Raw genomic sequence first — 15,875 nt, forward strand, 5'->3', positions numbered from 1 at the left:
GAGTGCCGCACTATGCCTTGTCATTGCACAAATCCATCAGCAGCTGGCGAGCCTGCGCCGATTCCGAATAGACGAGTTGAAACGATCGTGCGCCCGCAACGATCCGCTTCAAAGCAAAAAAGCCGGACTGCGACAGCTTCCCGTCTGCGGCAAAAGCGCCATCAATGAGCCGCTTGATCGAATCAAGCTGATCCAGGGGGGTCAGCTCGGCGGGGCCGCTTGCAACCCGGTTCAGAAAGATGATCCAGTTGGCAGAGAGGCTCCCGTTGTGCGCATCCGGAATCGGCAAATACCGCACTTCGGCGCCATCGGACCGGCGGTGCGTCACGTCGTTCCAATCGCCATACAGTCGGGACAGCAACCGCCACGATCCCTGCTTGAGGGTGAGGGCAAATGGAATGCCGCAGATCGTTCCGTCCGCCCCAATCAGCGCAACGTCATCGCCGGCATACTGAAATCCAGCGTCTACCAGTTCTAGTGCAAGAGTCGACTTGCCGGCTCCCGGTTGGCCGCACAGCAGCAAGCCCATGCCGCACTTTGCAAGAGAAGCGGCGTGGAGCGCGATAGCCGACTGATTGCTTCGGATAAGTCGCTCGGTGATGTGAGCTTTGATTGTAGGGACCAGAGCTGCGGCTTCGCATCTTTGGATGCTCGCGTCATTCCCTCGGAAGAATACTCGATCGCCGAGCATCATTGTCTCGATCGCAATTTCCTCCTCCTCCCCGCCGCGGTCGTCCGTAACACAAAATAGCGAAATCAACTGTTGCGAGAGCTCTCGATTTGCAGCCCGGACGCTGATCCTGCGCTGGGCAAGAACCGTTGAGAAGGCACAACCGGCTGACATTCGCCAATCGAGATCGAGCACCCCTCGATCGATCCAGACGTTCATCGCCTGCCACGTGAACTCGCGCGCTGCGCGCTCGCCAATGCCTAGCTGCTCAAGCTCCTGATGGACGTCTTCCAAAGAAGCGCCTTGTGCCAACTTGCACCAAATGAATGCTCCTAGCTGGTCCAACTCATATAGCTTCTGCCTTGTCTCGCTGAAAAGCACTGATCGACCGTCCACCAGCGCGAAGACTGCACCCGCGGCGGGTCTCACGACCATCTCTGCCGATGTTTTTTCCAGCATAGCTATGCCCGATAGCAACGATATCTGTTTCGCCGCTGTGTCGACGCGGCGGCGACAACATCCTGCAATGTCCTGTCCGCGGCACGTTCAAACGAGCCGGAGTTGTCGAGGAAATTCGGCTTGATCGCCGTGCTACAGCTGCGCAATTCCACCTTCAGTGCAGATGCACATCGCCTGACTGGGATTCGTTTCGAATGACCATACGGCCCCAGATCACGCCGCCAGCTGACCACCCTCGTTCACCCCAGATGGAGAAATATTCAACACTTGTCCTGCGAGAAAGGTCGCCGGCGCAGTCAACCGGTGAGAGTCTAGCAGATAGCGGTAAACTTCGCGAGCAGCACTCCGCTCTCGTAGAACGCGCTCCCTTTCGCTGATGCTCGCTAGTTTCTCGCGCATTTGAGCCAACTGCTTCGCAGCCGAGGTGGAGTTGCGCTTCTTCTGGACTGATTCCCGCATCGTTTCCTCCAGCCAAAAAAATGACGAAAACAGCTTACGTCATTGACAATAATTTTCAACGAGATTTATATGATCTCAATATAATCAATATTTATTTCATGTTTGAACCGGATGCCCCATTCGAATACCAAGGAGCGGGCCTTGCGTCGAAATAAACAGCAGGCCGAGAACAGCGTCCCAAAGATCGCCGCGATGTTCCTGGCCTCCTGCGTGCAGGACAGCAAAAGATAAAATTTGACGATGGTCGCGAACCAGACCCACAGCGTAAGGCTTTTTTGCAGGATTAAATTTTAACGAAGAATATTTCGCTGACGAGAGTGGAGTCAAACCGATTGATCGAATTAGGCATTTGCCCATCACGAGCAACATGATCGTCTTCATCGCGAGCGGCATAGCACGCGCAAAACTCCCACCCGCTCAGATTGACCCATTTCAGTGGCACCCCAGGAGCTTTCGCGAGACGCATAATCAACGCCCGCGCTGCCGAGCCAAAGAGCGGCGGCGTCCAAGGATCGCTCAAGCAGAGTCCGGCCGATCCGAAAACGTCGTCACGAGCAACCCGCCCTGCTCGAACAAGCTCTCCCGGTGCGCGATGCCCCCAAGTAACCCACACTGAGATGACGACGCGCTCCTGCCGGCCGGTTCTCTTTCGTTCGACAACGAATAATTTCCAAGGGAGGCTCGCATGGCAATGATCACGGTCAAATGTCCGCAAACCGGTTGCGCGATTCCTACTAATATTAGGTCGGACCGTGAGGCTTTCCTGCGGAGCGTTTGTGTTTTACCGCTTGCCCAGTCTGTCGCGCCAATCACAACTGGTTCTCTCGCGAGGCCCGGGTCGATGAGCCGGTCGTGCGGCCCAGGGAGGTATTCGAGGAAGCGCCGCTGTGTTGATGCGTAGCGGGCTTCAGTACAGACGCGGAGCCGAACTGACATGCATTACAGGAATTTGGGCCGACCGCCTCATTCGACGCCCCTTGTGCGGAGTTGACCTGTTGCGGCATGGCTTGCCGAACCGGCTGGGAACTAGTCTTGGTACGGACTGGATGCGCTCAATCCTCGCGCAGCGTTCATCCAGATTCCTGTCTCGACGGCTATTTTTGCCAGGGCTTACTGGAGGGATGCGAAATATTTTGGCCTATCGTCGTGAAGCGAACTGACGCCCTCATGAACCGTAAATTAGGCGTCACACCGGCAGATGGGCGCAAACTAACGCTTCCGATCGCTGATCCTGCAAGGGCCCGTTTGGGGGTATTTTAGTGAGTAGTGGAGTTTGCAGCCGCTTGGCTGTTCTGCGTCAAACGGCGATGGAGCTCGTTAGCTTGCTTGCCCAATTGCACAGGCTACGAGAGCAAGTGCGAAGGGCGGAAGGGCGAAGCCTCGGAGAAAGAGCGAGACTAGGGCCGGCGTCACGGATGCGTAGGCCCCGGTTTAGGACGAGTTGCCGCACGCGGATACAATGATGGCGAGCGGCGAGCGTAATTTCAGCGAACTCGAAGACGATCTTTTCACGGATCGACCTTGAGGCCTCCAATAACCCTTTGGCACGGCTCCAAGCCACCCGAGCGCTCCCCAATGAGGCGTGCGCGCAGCAGAGTTTCAAGGCAGCCGATCCCCCGTGAAGGCTTTGTGCCAAGAAAAGTGCTGTACTTAAATCCAACGTCTCTTTCCGGCTCTGACCGAGATCATCCTCGAGCGGCATGCTGCGGATCATGTCCCGCACCCGAGTTGGTTTAAGCTGACTTTTTGCCTGTTTTCGGTTTTGTCAAGCGAAAGGCACATTTCGTTATCGGGTATAATCATAATCAATATGGCGCAGAACAGAACATTGGGTGAGGGAAAACTAACGGGAGGAGTGGATGGAGACCATACGCTGCTTGCGCGCAATGGCTTCGCTGTGCCGGCAGACTTCTGCGCGTCATCCTGATCGAAGCTGGAAGCTTCTCGCCGAAGCTGAGTTCTGGAGCCCGCCACTGCGCCGCCTGCTTGGGCCAGGCCAGCACAGATGCGCTCGTGATAGTCGCGACGATCGGCGAAGGGATTTGGTGGAGCATTGGACCATCGCCTTCTCAAGCGACCGGCTGCATCGGCCGAAAATTTAATTATTGATATAAAAAATTTAATAAAATATAATGTGATTTATTTCGCATATGGATAAATAGAAATTGGGAAACGGATTGACGCATTAATGTCGCGGATGTGGGCACAAGCGCCGATGCAGGCAGGGTCGGGCCTTGGATCGCTCGTTCGCCGCGCAGACGTGTGGATTGCCGTGGATTGTGTTCGTAGCTGTGCGCGCACCTGCGCAACAAGGTTGGCGTGGGTTGCACCGACTGTCCTGACGGTAATATCGGTATTGACCATGCCTGTGCTCGCGCAGCAGCCAAATCGGCCGGCGAGCTACGCCCATGTCGTGGCGACGCACTTGCGCGGCGCGACCGGCTCGGGAGGGTGGCGCGCGGCGCAGCTGAAACCATCCGCCGACACGACACCCCTGAAGCTCGCACAAGCCACAATCAGCAATAGCGAGCGATCGCGGCAAGTGCTCGCCACAGAACAGGAGAGGATACAGGCCCTCGCTGCTGACCTTCGAACATGCCGCCGGGAGCAGGATACTGTGCTGGGGCTGTTGCAGCATGCACGCGAGCAATGGAGCAGCGTTGCGGAGGCCACCGAGAATGAAACCGATAAGCTGCAGAAATCGCTCGTGGAGGAGCGCTTGCACACGCAGCGTCTGGAGCGGGAACTTGTCAAGGCGCGCAACGATCTCGATGTGCAGGCACGGCTAAGCCGCGAAATTGGCACCGAGGGTCGCGAAACCGAACGCCGGGCACAGAGTGATCCGAGAGAGCTGCAACAAGCTGTCGAGCGGGAGAAAGATTGGGCAAACCGGCTGAAGCAGAATCTGACAGCCGCTCATCACGACCTGGAGACCCAGTCGGCAGAGGTAACCAGGCAAGCCGCAGAGATCAGTGCAAAAGAGGCAGCGGAGGCTCAGCTACAGGCAAGCCTTCGACAGGAGCACGATCGTATCAAACAGCTGGAGGAGACGCTCGCGACGACGCAAATCGAGCTCGACAACCGATCCCAGCAGATCGCGAAGGCAACCGAAGAAACGAAGCAGACCAAGCAAATAGCGGAGAATACCTCGGCTAAACTGATGCTATCATTAAGGGAGGAGCACGAAAGAGCAAACGCGCTGGCGCAAGAGCTCTCATTGGCGCGTTCCAAGCTGTTCGCGTATGAAGCGCAAGCCGCGGCAACTAATGATCGAGCCGAACAGTCAAAAGAGCAGCTCCGGCGAGAATGCCACCAAAGCAGCCGAGATGAGCAAGAACTTGCCGCAGCGCGCCCCAATGTCGGACCGTGGCTACCCGCCGAAGTGTCGGGTGAACGCGGAGCCGGCAATTCGCCAACAAGGGAACTGCTCCGAACGCTGCTGCTGGGATCGCCGCCGCTGCCCCCGCAATCCGCGCGAGAGCCCGTGGTCACAGCCGATGAGCCGAAGGCGCCATCCCTGGTTCTCGGGAACGAACAAGCCGCCGAGCTCGTGCGATTGATCGCTCGCTCAACCGGATTGCTTCGACAAGGCGACATTGGGGCGGCACGAGTTGTCCTGGAGCGTGCTGCTGAATTAGGGAGCGCACCGGCAAGTTTCGCGCTCGCCGAGACGTATGATCCGGGCCTGCTTGCAAAATGGGGCGCGAGCGGAACGCGCGGCGACACGTCCAAGGCGCGCGAGCTTTACGCGAGAGCAGCAGCCGGAGGGGTCAAGGAGGCAAAGGAGCGGTTCGACGCACTTGGTCATTAGCAGCATTGGTGCAGACAAATGGTCGTGCGCTGTATCGACTAGTCAAATCGAACTTAAACTTACGTGTCGAAGGAAAAGCGCTGCGGACAAAACAGAATAGACGTTCCTAAGGGAGCCGGATCGATGAGGCAGCTGGTTGGAATACGCTCTTGGTTTCTCCTCATCGTGATAGCCGCTCCGCTTCTGATCATGAGCTGTTGCTTGGCAACGGCCCAGCAGACTCAGCGGGCGCGTGCGGATCATTCGAAGCCGGAAATCGCGGCCATGAACGACTGGACTGTTGGAATTGCCGGAGGTCTGCTGGAAGGAGCTCCCATTAGGCTTGCCGCGGAAATGGCGCGAGTGGCCGATGATGGAACGAACCTCCATGTGCTGCCCATCGTGACTCGGGGCGCAACCGAAAACGTCAATTCGCTGCTGTATTTGCGGGGAATTGATGCAGCAATCATCAATTCCGACGCACTTGACGAGTACAAGGTCCAAGTGCCGGACATCCAGCGACGAATCACCTATGTGCTCAACCTGTTTCCATCAGAACTGCACATATTCGTCAGGCCCGAAATTCAGAGCTTGAGTGATCTGGTCGGAAAGAAGGTCAATTTCAACACACAGGGTACCGCCGCAGCTTATTCGGGCCCGCTGATTTTCAGCCGGCTAGGGATCGAGGTCGATAAGGCATTCATCCCCCACCAGGTTGCGATGGAACAAATGCGCAGGGGTGAGCTGGCCGCCGTCGTTTTCATAACATCGAAGCCGGTGGATGCGTTCATACGTGGTCGTTGGGATGTCGGCTTCAAGTTCTTGCCGGTCCCCTACGAGAGCAAGTTCGAAGACTATTATCTGCCATCCTGGTTGGACGCAGGTGATTACCCGAACTTGATCAGGCAGGGGGAGCGCGTGACAACTATTGCCGTCCCAACCGTGCTGGTCGCTTTCAATTGGCCAATCAAATCCAATCGCTTTCATCGTGTGGCGCGCTTTGTTGACCGCCTGTTCTCGCGGATCGACAAGCTGCAGGAGCCCGGCTTCGATCCAAAATGGAAGTCGATCAACTTGGCGGCGACAGTCCCTGGCCTGACGCGCTTCCCAGCGGCGCAGGCCTGGCTCGATCGTCTGCCGCGTTCGAGCCAGGCGGCACAATGACGTTCACCCTCATCGCTCTCGTCGGGACGCTCGCGATCGCAAATGACTTCGCTCGAGCCAGAGGCGCCGAGGATTTGATGGCGCCGCTTCGCGTCTCTGATCGGCCCTCAAATGGAGGCTGGGCGTGGATCATTAGCGAAACCACATCGCCAGTTGATTATTCCTCGATCATCAAGGCTACGCTACCATCTCAAGGGGGCAGTTCCGACGCAGCAATGAGCCTGTCGATACGCTGTCGAGGAGACCTGACCGAAGTGTTGCTTGAGGGAGCTAGCTTGTCGGGCCGCGGCGGGGACCATATCCTCTCCCTGCGCATCAATGATGATCCACCTTTTCGGGTCTCGACCGTTGCATCGGCGCGCGGTGTCGCGCTTAAAAGCGATGTTGTTCACCTTTTGCAAACACTCCCTGAACACGGCCAACTTTCGGTGGATGTGTCACGCCGGACGGGGGCCGGCGCCAGTGCAGTGTTCGTTCTCGATGGTATGGACCGCGTACGTGCAAAAATGGCGGCAACGTGCAAATGGCCAGGCACATACGCAAGGCCCAAGAATTGATGATGAACCCCAACTCGCTTGGAGAAGCAACCTCATGAGCAAATTTTCGCAGACCACCGCCGCAATGAGTGCGACAATCATCTCGCTCCTGGTTGGGCTGTCTAGCTCTGTGGCACAGCAGGCTGGCCTTATCCCGGCACAGACCAGCGTGACTGCTGCCTCAACGCCCGGCGCGGCAAGAACGCACGCAAATTCATCGGCAAGGAGCGGAACGCAAAAAAGAACCGAGCTGGCGCGCATCGCACCACCGTCTGCCGCCAAGCAAGAGCACCGCTTGATCCTTCAGGTCAACACAAACGACTCAGCGTCCATGAACCTTGCATTGAACAATGCACTTAATGTCACGCAATACTACAAGGAGGTTGGCGAAGCGGTGAAGGTTGAGGTGATTACCTTCGGCCCCGGCCTGCATATGCTCCGCGATGACACGTCGCCGGTGAAAGCGCGAATCGAGGAAATGGCTCTGAGCACGCCGGAAGTATCGTTCAAAGCCTGTGGGAACACGCAGGAGAAAATGCAAAAGGTCGAAAATAAGGACATTCCGATCGTTGCCCAAGCTCAGGTGGTGAGGTCGGGCGTCGTTAGGGTGATGCAGTTGCAGGAGCAGGGATGGACCTACGTCAAGCCATGAAAATGGCGACCAGACAATGCCTATCGAGCGGCTAGGTGCTGGCCTGCGGTCGCGACACCATCCGCGTGGGTCGCCGCAGCCGTTGCAAATTGAACTGGCCTCGATCGGGGGCATATCTATCGCGCGCTGTTCACCGGACAGCGCCAGACCGACTGTCTGATTAACAGAGCGACTTCGGGAAAGGGTTTGAGTGAACATCGGTTTGTCTCAGTCACTTGCGAGGTTTGGTAGCAATTTTGCGGGGCAGCCCGCGGCCGCCCATCCTGCTCGGCCGCCCGCTAAGGTCGATTGGCGAGCTGTGAGGCACGGTGCGATTTACGTCAGTTCTAGTGACCTCTTTTTCGACGGCAATTGATTAAATTTTGCTGGATTTTATTTGTTTAACGCTTCAAATTCCCAGACTTAAAGCGAGTCGAATTTTACGTTTGGGGAAGTTGAATGGCAAAACTTGACGTTTCCCGTAATAGGTTTCGAGGATTATTCGCGGTTTATGCGAAAGCTGATCACAAGCACGATGGCGAATATCGTGTGTTGAAGCTGTTTGGATCCGCTGAAGACATTCCCGATCGGCTGCTACAGCGATGGTCGCACGAGGCTGATTTGCCCGACGCGGAAACCATCGCCAGTACACGCGAGCCGCGCACCGGCGATATCGTGAATGGTCGTAAACGCTATGACCACGCCAGCGACTTTCTCCACGTGCTGTTGAGAGACCTAGAGCTACGGGAACACTGAAGAAACGTCGCTGCGTCAGGCTCCGCGAGGTCTTGCAAACCTCAATGATAATGCCTTTTGCCTCCGCGCCCAATATGCATCAGACTGCTATTCCAATGCCGGCAGCCAGCCAAATTTGCCGACCTAGTGCTCGCATGCCGGCGTCGATTTACCAGCCATTGCATGAACGGCTGCGAACGGAGAACGGTCAAAGTCTCCGCCTGACCTTTTCAGAAATCAAAGCGATCTTGGGGAAGCCGCGGGTCTCAATGAAGCACCGCATCGTCGAAATTCTATCGTACTGACGTTGGACACCAATGATCATATGGAACGGCCTGGCTGCATTGAAGCTTTCCATACCATAATGCGGAGCTATCAATCTCGATGCTCGGGACAAACTGCGAGAACAGCCGGCGCAGAATTACGTTGTGACTTCTGGGCCGCAGCAAAACCCACTGCGGCCCTGTTTCTTGGGCGGAAGCCGCGTGCCGGATGCTCCGGAACGTGGCGAGGAAAGTCTAATGGGAAGGCTGCGCGATGGCCTCAGGCCGCATGAGGGTTGACGATGATGTACCCTCGCAGGGAGCGCGGGTGAATTCGCGTTGCGTGCCCACCTGAGTTGGCATCGTACGCCTTCCAGATGTCACCGGCGATGTGCTGTTCGAGGACGAAAACGTGTCCACGTCGCGCGGCAACCATTCCCGGTGCTGGAGAGGTGCGGGGAAAGCGCAGCCAATTGGCCGCGAGGTTCAGTTCCGGTATCACGCGACCGAACACTCGTATCGCCGCACCACATCCACAGAACGATCGAGGACAACCGGCCGGACGACCGCTGACGATCTCGGTCCTTGAGGCCTCGGAGCCAGCCACGGACATCCGTAGGCTAACAACAGCACTTCGCTGCAGGCGCGGTGCCGATCTCGTGTATCTCTGCGCTTGCACCAGCGAGGATGAAAAGTCGCATGGCATAATCACGTTGCATTCAGGTGGCGAAGCGGCGCCCAACGGGCGTGCTTCAGAAGAAATGGATGTCGCAAAAGCGAGCACTAAAGCTACGACTATTCGATTTAACATGCAGGACTCCGGGTTAATAGCCCTGCCCCGGTGCGCAGAAAGCGGCCTGTAATTTGTCGAAATTAAGTTACAAAAACTGAATTAAATACGAACGAATTAAATCCGGGGCGGAATGCTTCGATTTGCCTCAAGTGCTGTTTGTGCGAGCGATCCTTGTTGTTCGTGGATGCCTACGCAATTTCGGCGGCCCCTCGTGGGGATCGGTGTTATGATACCTGATTGTTGGCCTGTCCTCCAGCTCGCCCCGCCTTGTGGGTGGTGATCGCGCTCGTGCCGATCACGATCGGGATCGTGAGCGCTTTGGGCCCGTATAAAGTTTGGGGGCAAACGGCCGATGGGTCAGATCGTCTGCATTTCCGAATCGGGCCGCACGCTCTCAACTGGTTTCAGATTTGCGGGTACACGCGCGCCAGCCATTTCGTCTCTATGCTTCTGCCCTCGCCCCGACGCTGACCTTGTGCTTCGGGGTGGCAGCTGGCGCGTGTCGGCCGGCCATGACGTTGAGATCACCGCAACGATTCCGCATGGGGAATACGGATGGAGGGCAAGGTCGAGGAACTGAATGCCTTGCGCTAAGCCTTCGACTACATCCTGGCGAGGAAGAACGCTGGCCTTGACGCATCGCGATCGAGCGAAGACTGCCCCGCGGCTCCGACCATTGCTGCCTCGAGCTCACCAGCAAGCCTTTAGGACTGCGGGTCATCCATTCGCAACACGCCAATCAGGTTCGTGACCAGTTGCTGCACGTGCGGCAGGGCATCGCAGGGTTCGGCGACGTCGAGATCGTCCACTTGCCAATATAGGACCCGGTCCGCGACGGCCGGAAAGCGGCGTTCAACCATCCATCGATGCTCCGCCTCTTTCAATCCTATGACAATATCTGCTTGGCGGAAGTCAGCTAAGGTGCACGGCTGCGGAAGTTCATCGGCGCGTCTCGGACTAATTCCCAGTGCTTGCAACGCCTCGAGTGCAAAGCGGGAGATGGATCCCGTGTTCTCCGGCGCCCGCCTTTCGGCAGCGCCTCTGGAGAATGCTCGCCAAGGCAAGTCCTCTTGTTCAGCAAGGTGATTGAACAGTTCCTCCGCAAACCGGCTGCGGTAATAGTTGCCTGTACAAAGAAAAAGAACCTGCTTGCAGCCATCGGTCATTTCGGGAGGCCAAGGAAACGGTCGAGGAGGCGGCCGTCACCGGCGTGAGCTGTCTCAACTGCGCTCAACTCCTCGGCTTCAACGATCAACAGCCCGCCTTCCGTAACATCTAGGCGGAACGCGCTTATCCCGCGCAGTCAAATGCACACCTTTCGCATGCCCCCGATATTCTCCAGGGCGCCCGGTGACGGGCTTGTCATCTCGCAAATGGAGAACAAGACGTCCGGCGTTGTCAATCAGCATCGTCGCGGAAAAATCCGGGACACGCGGCGAGGTCATAGCTTACCGTCAGCTATTCTGACGAACGAGGAATGGCACCAGCTTTTCAAAGATTTCTGTCCGAAAGCGATCAATCTCCCAACTAAGCGCATCGCTAAACCCCGCGGCATACGCATGGATGGTCGCCCGGTCCGCAGTCACTTTCGTGGCCACGCCATTTACGACCAGCGAACCAGTCAGAATCTTTCCGTCCCATTCGACAGCGCGACCACAATCCACCGACATGGCAACTCCAAACACTAACGGGTTGGCCTTATGCAGCACCGCTTGTTTGTTCGTGCTGCCGCTGATCATCCGCGTCTCGGAAAAGTTCGTGAGGTTCGCGCAAACCAAACCAAGGCACGACTGCGCACCACAGTCAGTTCCTTCCAACTCTCTCAGTGAATTCCAACGCAGCTGGGGTAACGTCATCGAACTCGACAAAGCAACGACGCAGTTCATCCGCGATCTCTACGGTTATTTGGCGCATCAGCGTCGCTCGACCAGTGTCGTCTTCGGAGGTTTCGCTCCAGCCACGTCCGAGCCCACCTCCATAATCCTCGAGCACAAGATAGACGTCACGTGGATATGGATGGGGCACGATGGACGGAAAATGAGGCATGATTCCAAAAATCCTGAAACCACCGTCTTGATTTTTATATCTTAAATATTAAATCAGATTAAATACCGTATTTCAATCTATTTTAATATCCTCAGGCTGCGCTTTCGATCGGTCGACATTACTATCGATCGACACACTCCCCACCGCACGCGCTCATGGAGACGACCAAGAATTGAGCCGTAGGGTAACGGCGGGGGATGGCAGCCCCAACGACCGCTAACATTTTTCGAGGCAAAGCAGTGAACGGGCCCGCTGTTGCCAATTCTTCCGATGCAAATTTGAGGTGGGGCAATGGAGTGGGTCCCAGGATTTTCCCCCTTCCCAATCAAGGTTCATTTTTACTCAGCTTGGAACGACTTGCCAATTACCAAGTTTTCCCGTTCCCTTCCCAAAGGGGCGACTGCCTTCGCCAAGGCAGCTCGATAGCCCCAGCTTCACCGCCCTGAGGCTGGGGTCCTTTTGCTGTCTGGATAGCCGCAGACTCAGGAGGGCGTTGATGCAGGGTTATCGCTCGATCCTTCTTGTCCAGCGGTTGAACGAACTCGTTTGTCAACTGTCAGAGCTGGAAGATCTGCGGCTTAAAGTCCAGGAGGCGGAGCGACACGCCTCGGCCGTAGCTGCATTGCACTCGCCTCCGAGTACTCAGTCGCAGCGACGCGGAGGAGCAGACCCCAAAGAGTGACCGAAACACGATCTAATCCCGCGCAGCTCGACCGCCCTGAAGGAGTGAACTTCACAGCGTCACTGCTCCCAAGGCAGCTTTGAAAGGCTTCGAGGTAAGGGAGAGGCTAGCTCGCCGCACTCAAAGGCGGGAGGTCTTTCCTGAGGCTCACGCGATACGTGGCAGCGCGCGAGAGAGACTCGAATCCCCGACATTTCGATAATCTTGTACCGAACCAAGCGAGCCTCCTTCCGACATCAATACACAAGAGCTTGTCCATTCTCCGTCTCCCAGCGACTGTGGCTTTTGGATTGCATCACACGGCTTTTCACGTCGAATCGCCCACATCCCTCGCGCCCGCTTGCAACGCGCTTCGGAGCAACCGCTCAAGCTTGCCGTTGTTAGCTCTTCCGCCCGCACTCGAACAATGACGTTCGTTAGCTACTGGCGTCTTTCCACGTTTTGAGGGTTGCGAGGCGCGCCCTTCATGCGGCCCCAAGTATCGAGGCGCCTCGTTTGTCGTCGCTTATTGGCCTTGTATTATCGGAGCCGCGATAACATCAGCGCGCTTGGAACGCACTGATTGTCTTCGACGGGCGCCTCTTTTGCGTCCGAGGGCTACGCTCGATTACCCGCAGGAGCTTAGTCACCCGAAATCCTCTTAGGCCGCCGGTTAATATCACCTCGGTGAACGAAACCGTTTGCTGAAGCGCCGAAGCACCCCGGAAACAGATCGAGCCTACGTTTCTCTTCGCGAGTTAAGAGGACGCGAGAACTGATGACACAAGCGACTTATACGTCTACGTCTCTGTGCAGCGCTCCTCTCGCTCTGAGCAGAAACCCCCATGTCTCGGGCCAGACGTTTGACAGCGCGACATACCTTTCAAGCTCGGGTGCGATTTCATTCAAGGCTTGAGCCCCGTTGATCATTTTGATCCACGTCTATACCTCACCCGTGGTTCATGGCTTAGGTTCGTGGTTTCGCACGCGCCAAGCTCTGGCGCGCAGCAGAAGAGCATGATGGTTCCGCTCCCGGAACCAAATACACCCACAATTTCTGGTTAAACCGAATTTGCATCTGCAAAGAAGACAGAGCTAGGGCAGAAGTTTTATTTCACTTGGTCTTTCTCACCCGGCTATTTGACCACGCGCGGACCGCAGCGATTTAACCTCCCGCTGCGGCCTCCGCCGTATGGCACCCAGCATGAACCGGGGACAATGCATCCTTCCGACGGGTCGCAGGCTCCCCCATCGAAAGCGGAAGTTCGTCATTGGCTGCTCAATTACCTGATCCGCCATTGCCAGGACGTGCTCCGGAACTGTTATCAGCAGGGCCAGTCTGCAGGTTTGGCCGGAACGATGAGGGCTGCTCTATTGGAATGCTGCCACCCATCGACGTAAGTAGCCGGCACTTTTAAGAAGGCTGTGTTGTCGAGGGCGCCCTTGGGGAGGGCCGCGGGAGATCGCGCTACGTCCCCAGGGGCACCTCAACCGAGGCAATGGGCCATCAGCGGGCGTGATCCATTATTCGATCACTTCGTCATCGCTGGCGAGAATTGAGGAAGCAGCTGCTTCGCTACGGCAGCTCAACGGCTCCAGCTTCACCACCCTGAAGCTGGGGTCCTCTGCCCACTGGAAAACTGCAGACCTCACGAGGGCGTGATGCAAGGTTATCGCTCGATCCTTCCTTAACGGTCATGGGCCGCACTGAAGCAGACGGACCTGAGACAGTGAGCCTGACGTATTGAAATCTGCTATCTACCGGTGGTAGTCTTCCACTTTTGCTATCGGCGCTATTTGCTCTGACGCCAATCCGGACAGTGCTTTTTGTGCTGGGAGGACATTTATGCGAGGCTCTCGCGCAATCCTTTACACTGAACGACTTAGCGAACTTATTTCTCAACTCTCAGAGTTGGAAGATCTTCGAGATCTGGTCGAAGAAGCTGAGCGAAGCGCCCGCGGTGTGCCTCCGTTACGCTTGACACATCCTCCGTCGCGCCGCGTTCGGCGTCGTGAACGGGTCGCATTGTCTGTTCGCCTCCGTCGCCACGCGCCACTAAGGTGGAATGCAGGAGCTGTCAGCCCCCCTGACAACGACAACCAAGTCGATTGGACTTTGCTACAGCCATTCCCCGACGGATGGTGGGCTTCCTCCTAAAGATTTCTCCAAGCGCTCACCTCGACGAAGAGATCGATCCCATGCACATCAGTACGCATATTGCCGCGTTACTAAAACTGACCGCCCAGCAGCTTGAAGCACTTCGCATCCCCAAGAGATCTAAAAGGAATATTCCGAAATCCTCATTTTGAGAGAGAAGATAAAATTGGCGGCCATCGGAAGAAGGCTCGCGGGCAATTCCTTGCTCGTTGCCTACCACGCGCCTGAATATAAATGATCCTGAACTCCACGATCGCGTGTCCCAAGTGCGGTCATGCTGCTGCCGAGGTAATGCCGACCGACCTTGCTAGTTCTCTATGACAGCAAAGGCTGCGGCGAGCGGCGAAGCCGCACTAGACCAAACATGGCGTCTGAGGTTTTGATTCCACAATGAAACTCGTGACAGAACCATCGCTCGGATCAGCTCGTACACAAACCGATTCTGGTTCGACGAAATCAGGCATACCGGTTACTGGCTGCTGTCGAACTAGGCCGAGCCCTTGGCCAGTGCGCAACATGCCCTCGCGGGCAACGTGTATTGGCTATGTCTATTGTTCTCGCGCTGCGGGGCTTTTCAGCTCCGTCGCTCTGTTCGACCTGTCTATTTGATCATCCAGCCACTATCCCGAGCTCCGGTCTTGGAGCCCGAACGTCATGAGCGCGCGCAACGGCTCAGTCGATGGCATGCGGGATCTTGCGCATACCGAGATTCGACCGCGATTACTAACCCGGCAGCAGGCTGCCGAATACTGCAACCTGTCGCCGAGTCGTTCTCGAACTGGGTACGCTTGCGGAAGTTACCGCCCCCCTGCCGGGCACTACGCGGTAGGATTTCAAGGCTATCGACGTGGCGTTGGACAAGTGTCGTTCGCGAAGGACCGTGGCATCATCGCGACCAATCCATGCGAATGCGGCGGCCGGTTCTCGCGGTCGCATCCAGCGAGATCCAGCTCGCGCTCGTCTTGGCATTGTGGAGCGGGCAACGGCAAGGAGACCTGATGCGATTACCCTGGTCAGCCTACGAGACCCCCTACATTCGTCTTCGGCAATCGAAAGGTGGCCGCCGGGTCGCGATGCCCGCTGGCGCACCCGTAAGGACCCTGCTCGATGCGACGACCCTCGGGGGCCGCTTATCTTCACGAACACGCTGGGCCGGCCCTGGACGTCCGATGGCTTTCGCACGTCGTGGGGAACGGCTTGCGAGCGTGCCGGCATCAACGGCCTGACGTTTCACGATCTACGCGGCACGGCGGTAGTTCGCCTAGCGGTCGCTGGTGCGAACGTGCCACAGATCACGGCCGTCACCGGTCATTCGTTGAAGGACGTCGAGGCCATTCTCGATGCGCACTACCTCAGTCGCGACATTCAGCTCGCAGAAGCTGCGGTGCTGAAGCTCGACGAGAGAAGAAAACTGTAAACGGTGGTGTAAACGGCGCTGCTTTTGTCGTTTGCTCAAACTGCTAAGTGTTTGATTTATATGGTGGGCGCACCAGGGCTCGAACCTGGGACC

11 protein-coding genes are annotated in these 15,875 nt (G+C 56.8%); 6 read left to right on the top strand and 5 right to left on the bottom strand.

All coding sequences use genetic code 11. The features are described from left to right. Nucleotides 1–10: 10 nt before the first annotated feature. Together C7G42_RS29395 and C7G42_RS34900 are read right to left on the bottom strand one after the other, a co-directional pair. Nucleotides 11–1,129 (bottom strand): serine/threonine protein kinase, encoded by a 1,119-nt coding sequence (locus tag C7G42_RS29395; protein ID WP_106952402.1) that lies wholly within the window; start codon nt 1,127–1,129, stop codon nt 11–13. A 555-nt stretch (nt 1,130–1,684) separates the two neighbouring features. Beyond that, nucleotides 1,685–1,957, bottom strand: a complete 273-nt coding sequence (locus C7G42_RS34900) for a hypothetical protein (protein WP_147250297.1) — start codon at nt 1,955–1,957, stop codon at nt 1,685–1,687. Nucleotides 1,958–3,950: 1,993 nt separating this feature from the next. On the opposite strand from C7G42_RS34900, the gene C7G42_RS29415 reads away from it, so the two are divergent. From C7G42_RS29415 to C7G42_RS29430, 5 genes are all read left to right on the top strand, one after another. Beyond that, the gene (locus C7G42_RS29415; protein ID WP_245428045.1) at nt 3,951–5,399 is read left to right on the top strand and encodes a coiled-coil domain-containing protein; all 1,449 of its coding nucleotides are present in this window, start codon (nt 3,951–3,953) and stop codon (nt 5,397–5,399) included. A 123-nt stretch (nt 5,400–5,522) separates the two neighbouring features. Continuing rightward, on the top strand, nt 5,523–6,542 hold the full coding sequence (locus C7G42_RS29420) for a TAXI family TRAP transporter solute-binding subunit (protein WP_106952406.1): 1,020 nt from the start codon (nt 5,523–5,525) through the stop codon (nt 6,540–6,542). Then, complete coding sequence (locus C7G42_RS34905) at nt 6,539–7,099, top strand: hypothetical protein (protein WP_147250298.1); 561 nt, start codon at nt 6,539–6,541, stop codon at nt 7,097–7,099. Before C7G42_RS29420 ends, C7G42_RS34905 begins: the two co-directional genes overlap by 4 nt. A 34-nt stretch (nt 7,100–7,133) precedes the next feature. Further along, nucleotides 7,134–7,730, top strand: a complete 597-nt coding sequence (locus C7G42_RS29425) for a DsrE family protein (protein WP_245428047.1) — start codon at nt 7,134–7,136, stop codon at nt 7,728–7,730. Nucleotides 7,731–8,168: 438 nt separating this feature from the next. Beyond that, a complete protein-coding gene (locus C7G42_RS29430; RefSeq protein WP_106952407.1) occupies nt 8,169–8,465 on the top strand; it encodes a hypothetical protein in 297 nt (98 codons plus the stop codon). A gap of 522 nt (nt 8,466–8,987) precedes the next feature. On the opposite strand, the gene C7G42_RS35950 is transcribed toward C7G42_RS29430, so the two are convergent. The 3 genes from C7G42_RS35950 to C7G42_RS35955 form a co-directional block, all read right to left on the bottom strand. Then, nucleotides 8,988–9,518, bottom strand: a complete 531-nt coding sequence (locus C7G42_RS35950; protein WP_245428049.1) for a hypothetical protein — start codon at nt 9,516–9,518, stop codon at nt 8,988–8,990. A gap of 686 nt (nt 9,519–10,204) precedes the next feature. Further along, a complete protein-coding gene (locus C7G42_RS29445; RefSeq protein WP_106952409.1) occupies nt 10,205–10,666 on the bottom strand; it encodes an arsenate-mycothiol transferase ArsC in 462 nt (153 codons plus the stop codon). Nucleotides 10,667–10,954: 288 nt separating this feature from the next. Then, nucleotides 10,955–11,386, bottom strand: coding sequence for a hypothetical protein (locus C7G42_RS35955; protein ID WP_245428051.1), 432 nt, complete (start codon nt 11,384–11,386; stop codon nt 10,955–10,957). Between the two features lie 3,949 nt (nt 11,387–15,335). Between C7G42_RS35955 and C7G42_RS36355 the strand changes: the two genes are divergently transcribed. Further along, a complete protein-coding gene (locus tag C7G42_RS36355; RefSeq protein WP_502694243.1) occupies nt 15,336–15,782 on the top strand; it encodes a tyrosine-type recombinase/integrase in 447 nt (148 codons plus the stop codon). Nucleotides 15,783–15,875 lie beyond the last annotated feature (93 nt).

This window comes from Bradyrhizobium sp. MOS003 (assembly GCF_003020125.1).
In the GTDB taxonomy this organism is placed as follows: domain Bacteria; phylum Pseudomonadota; class Alphaproteobacteria; order Rhizobiales; family Xanthobacteraceae; genus Bradyrhizobium.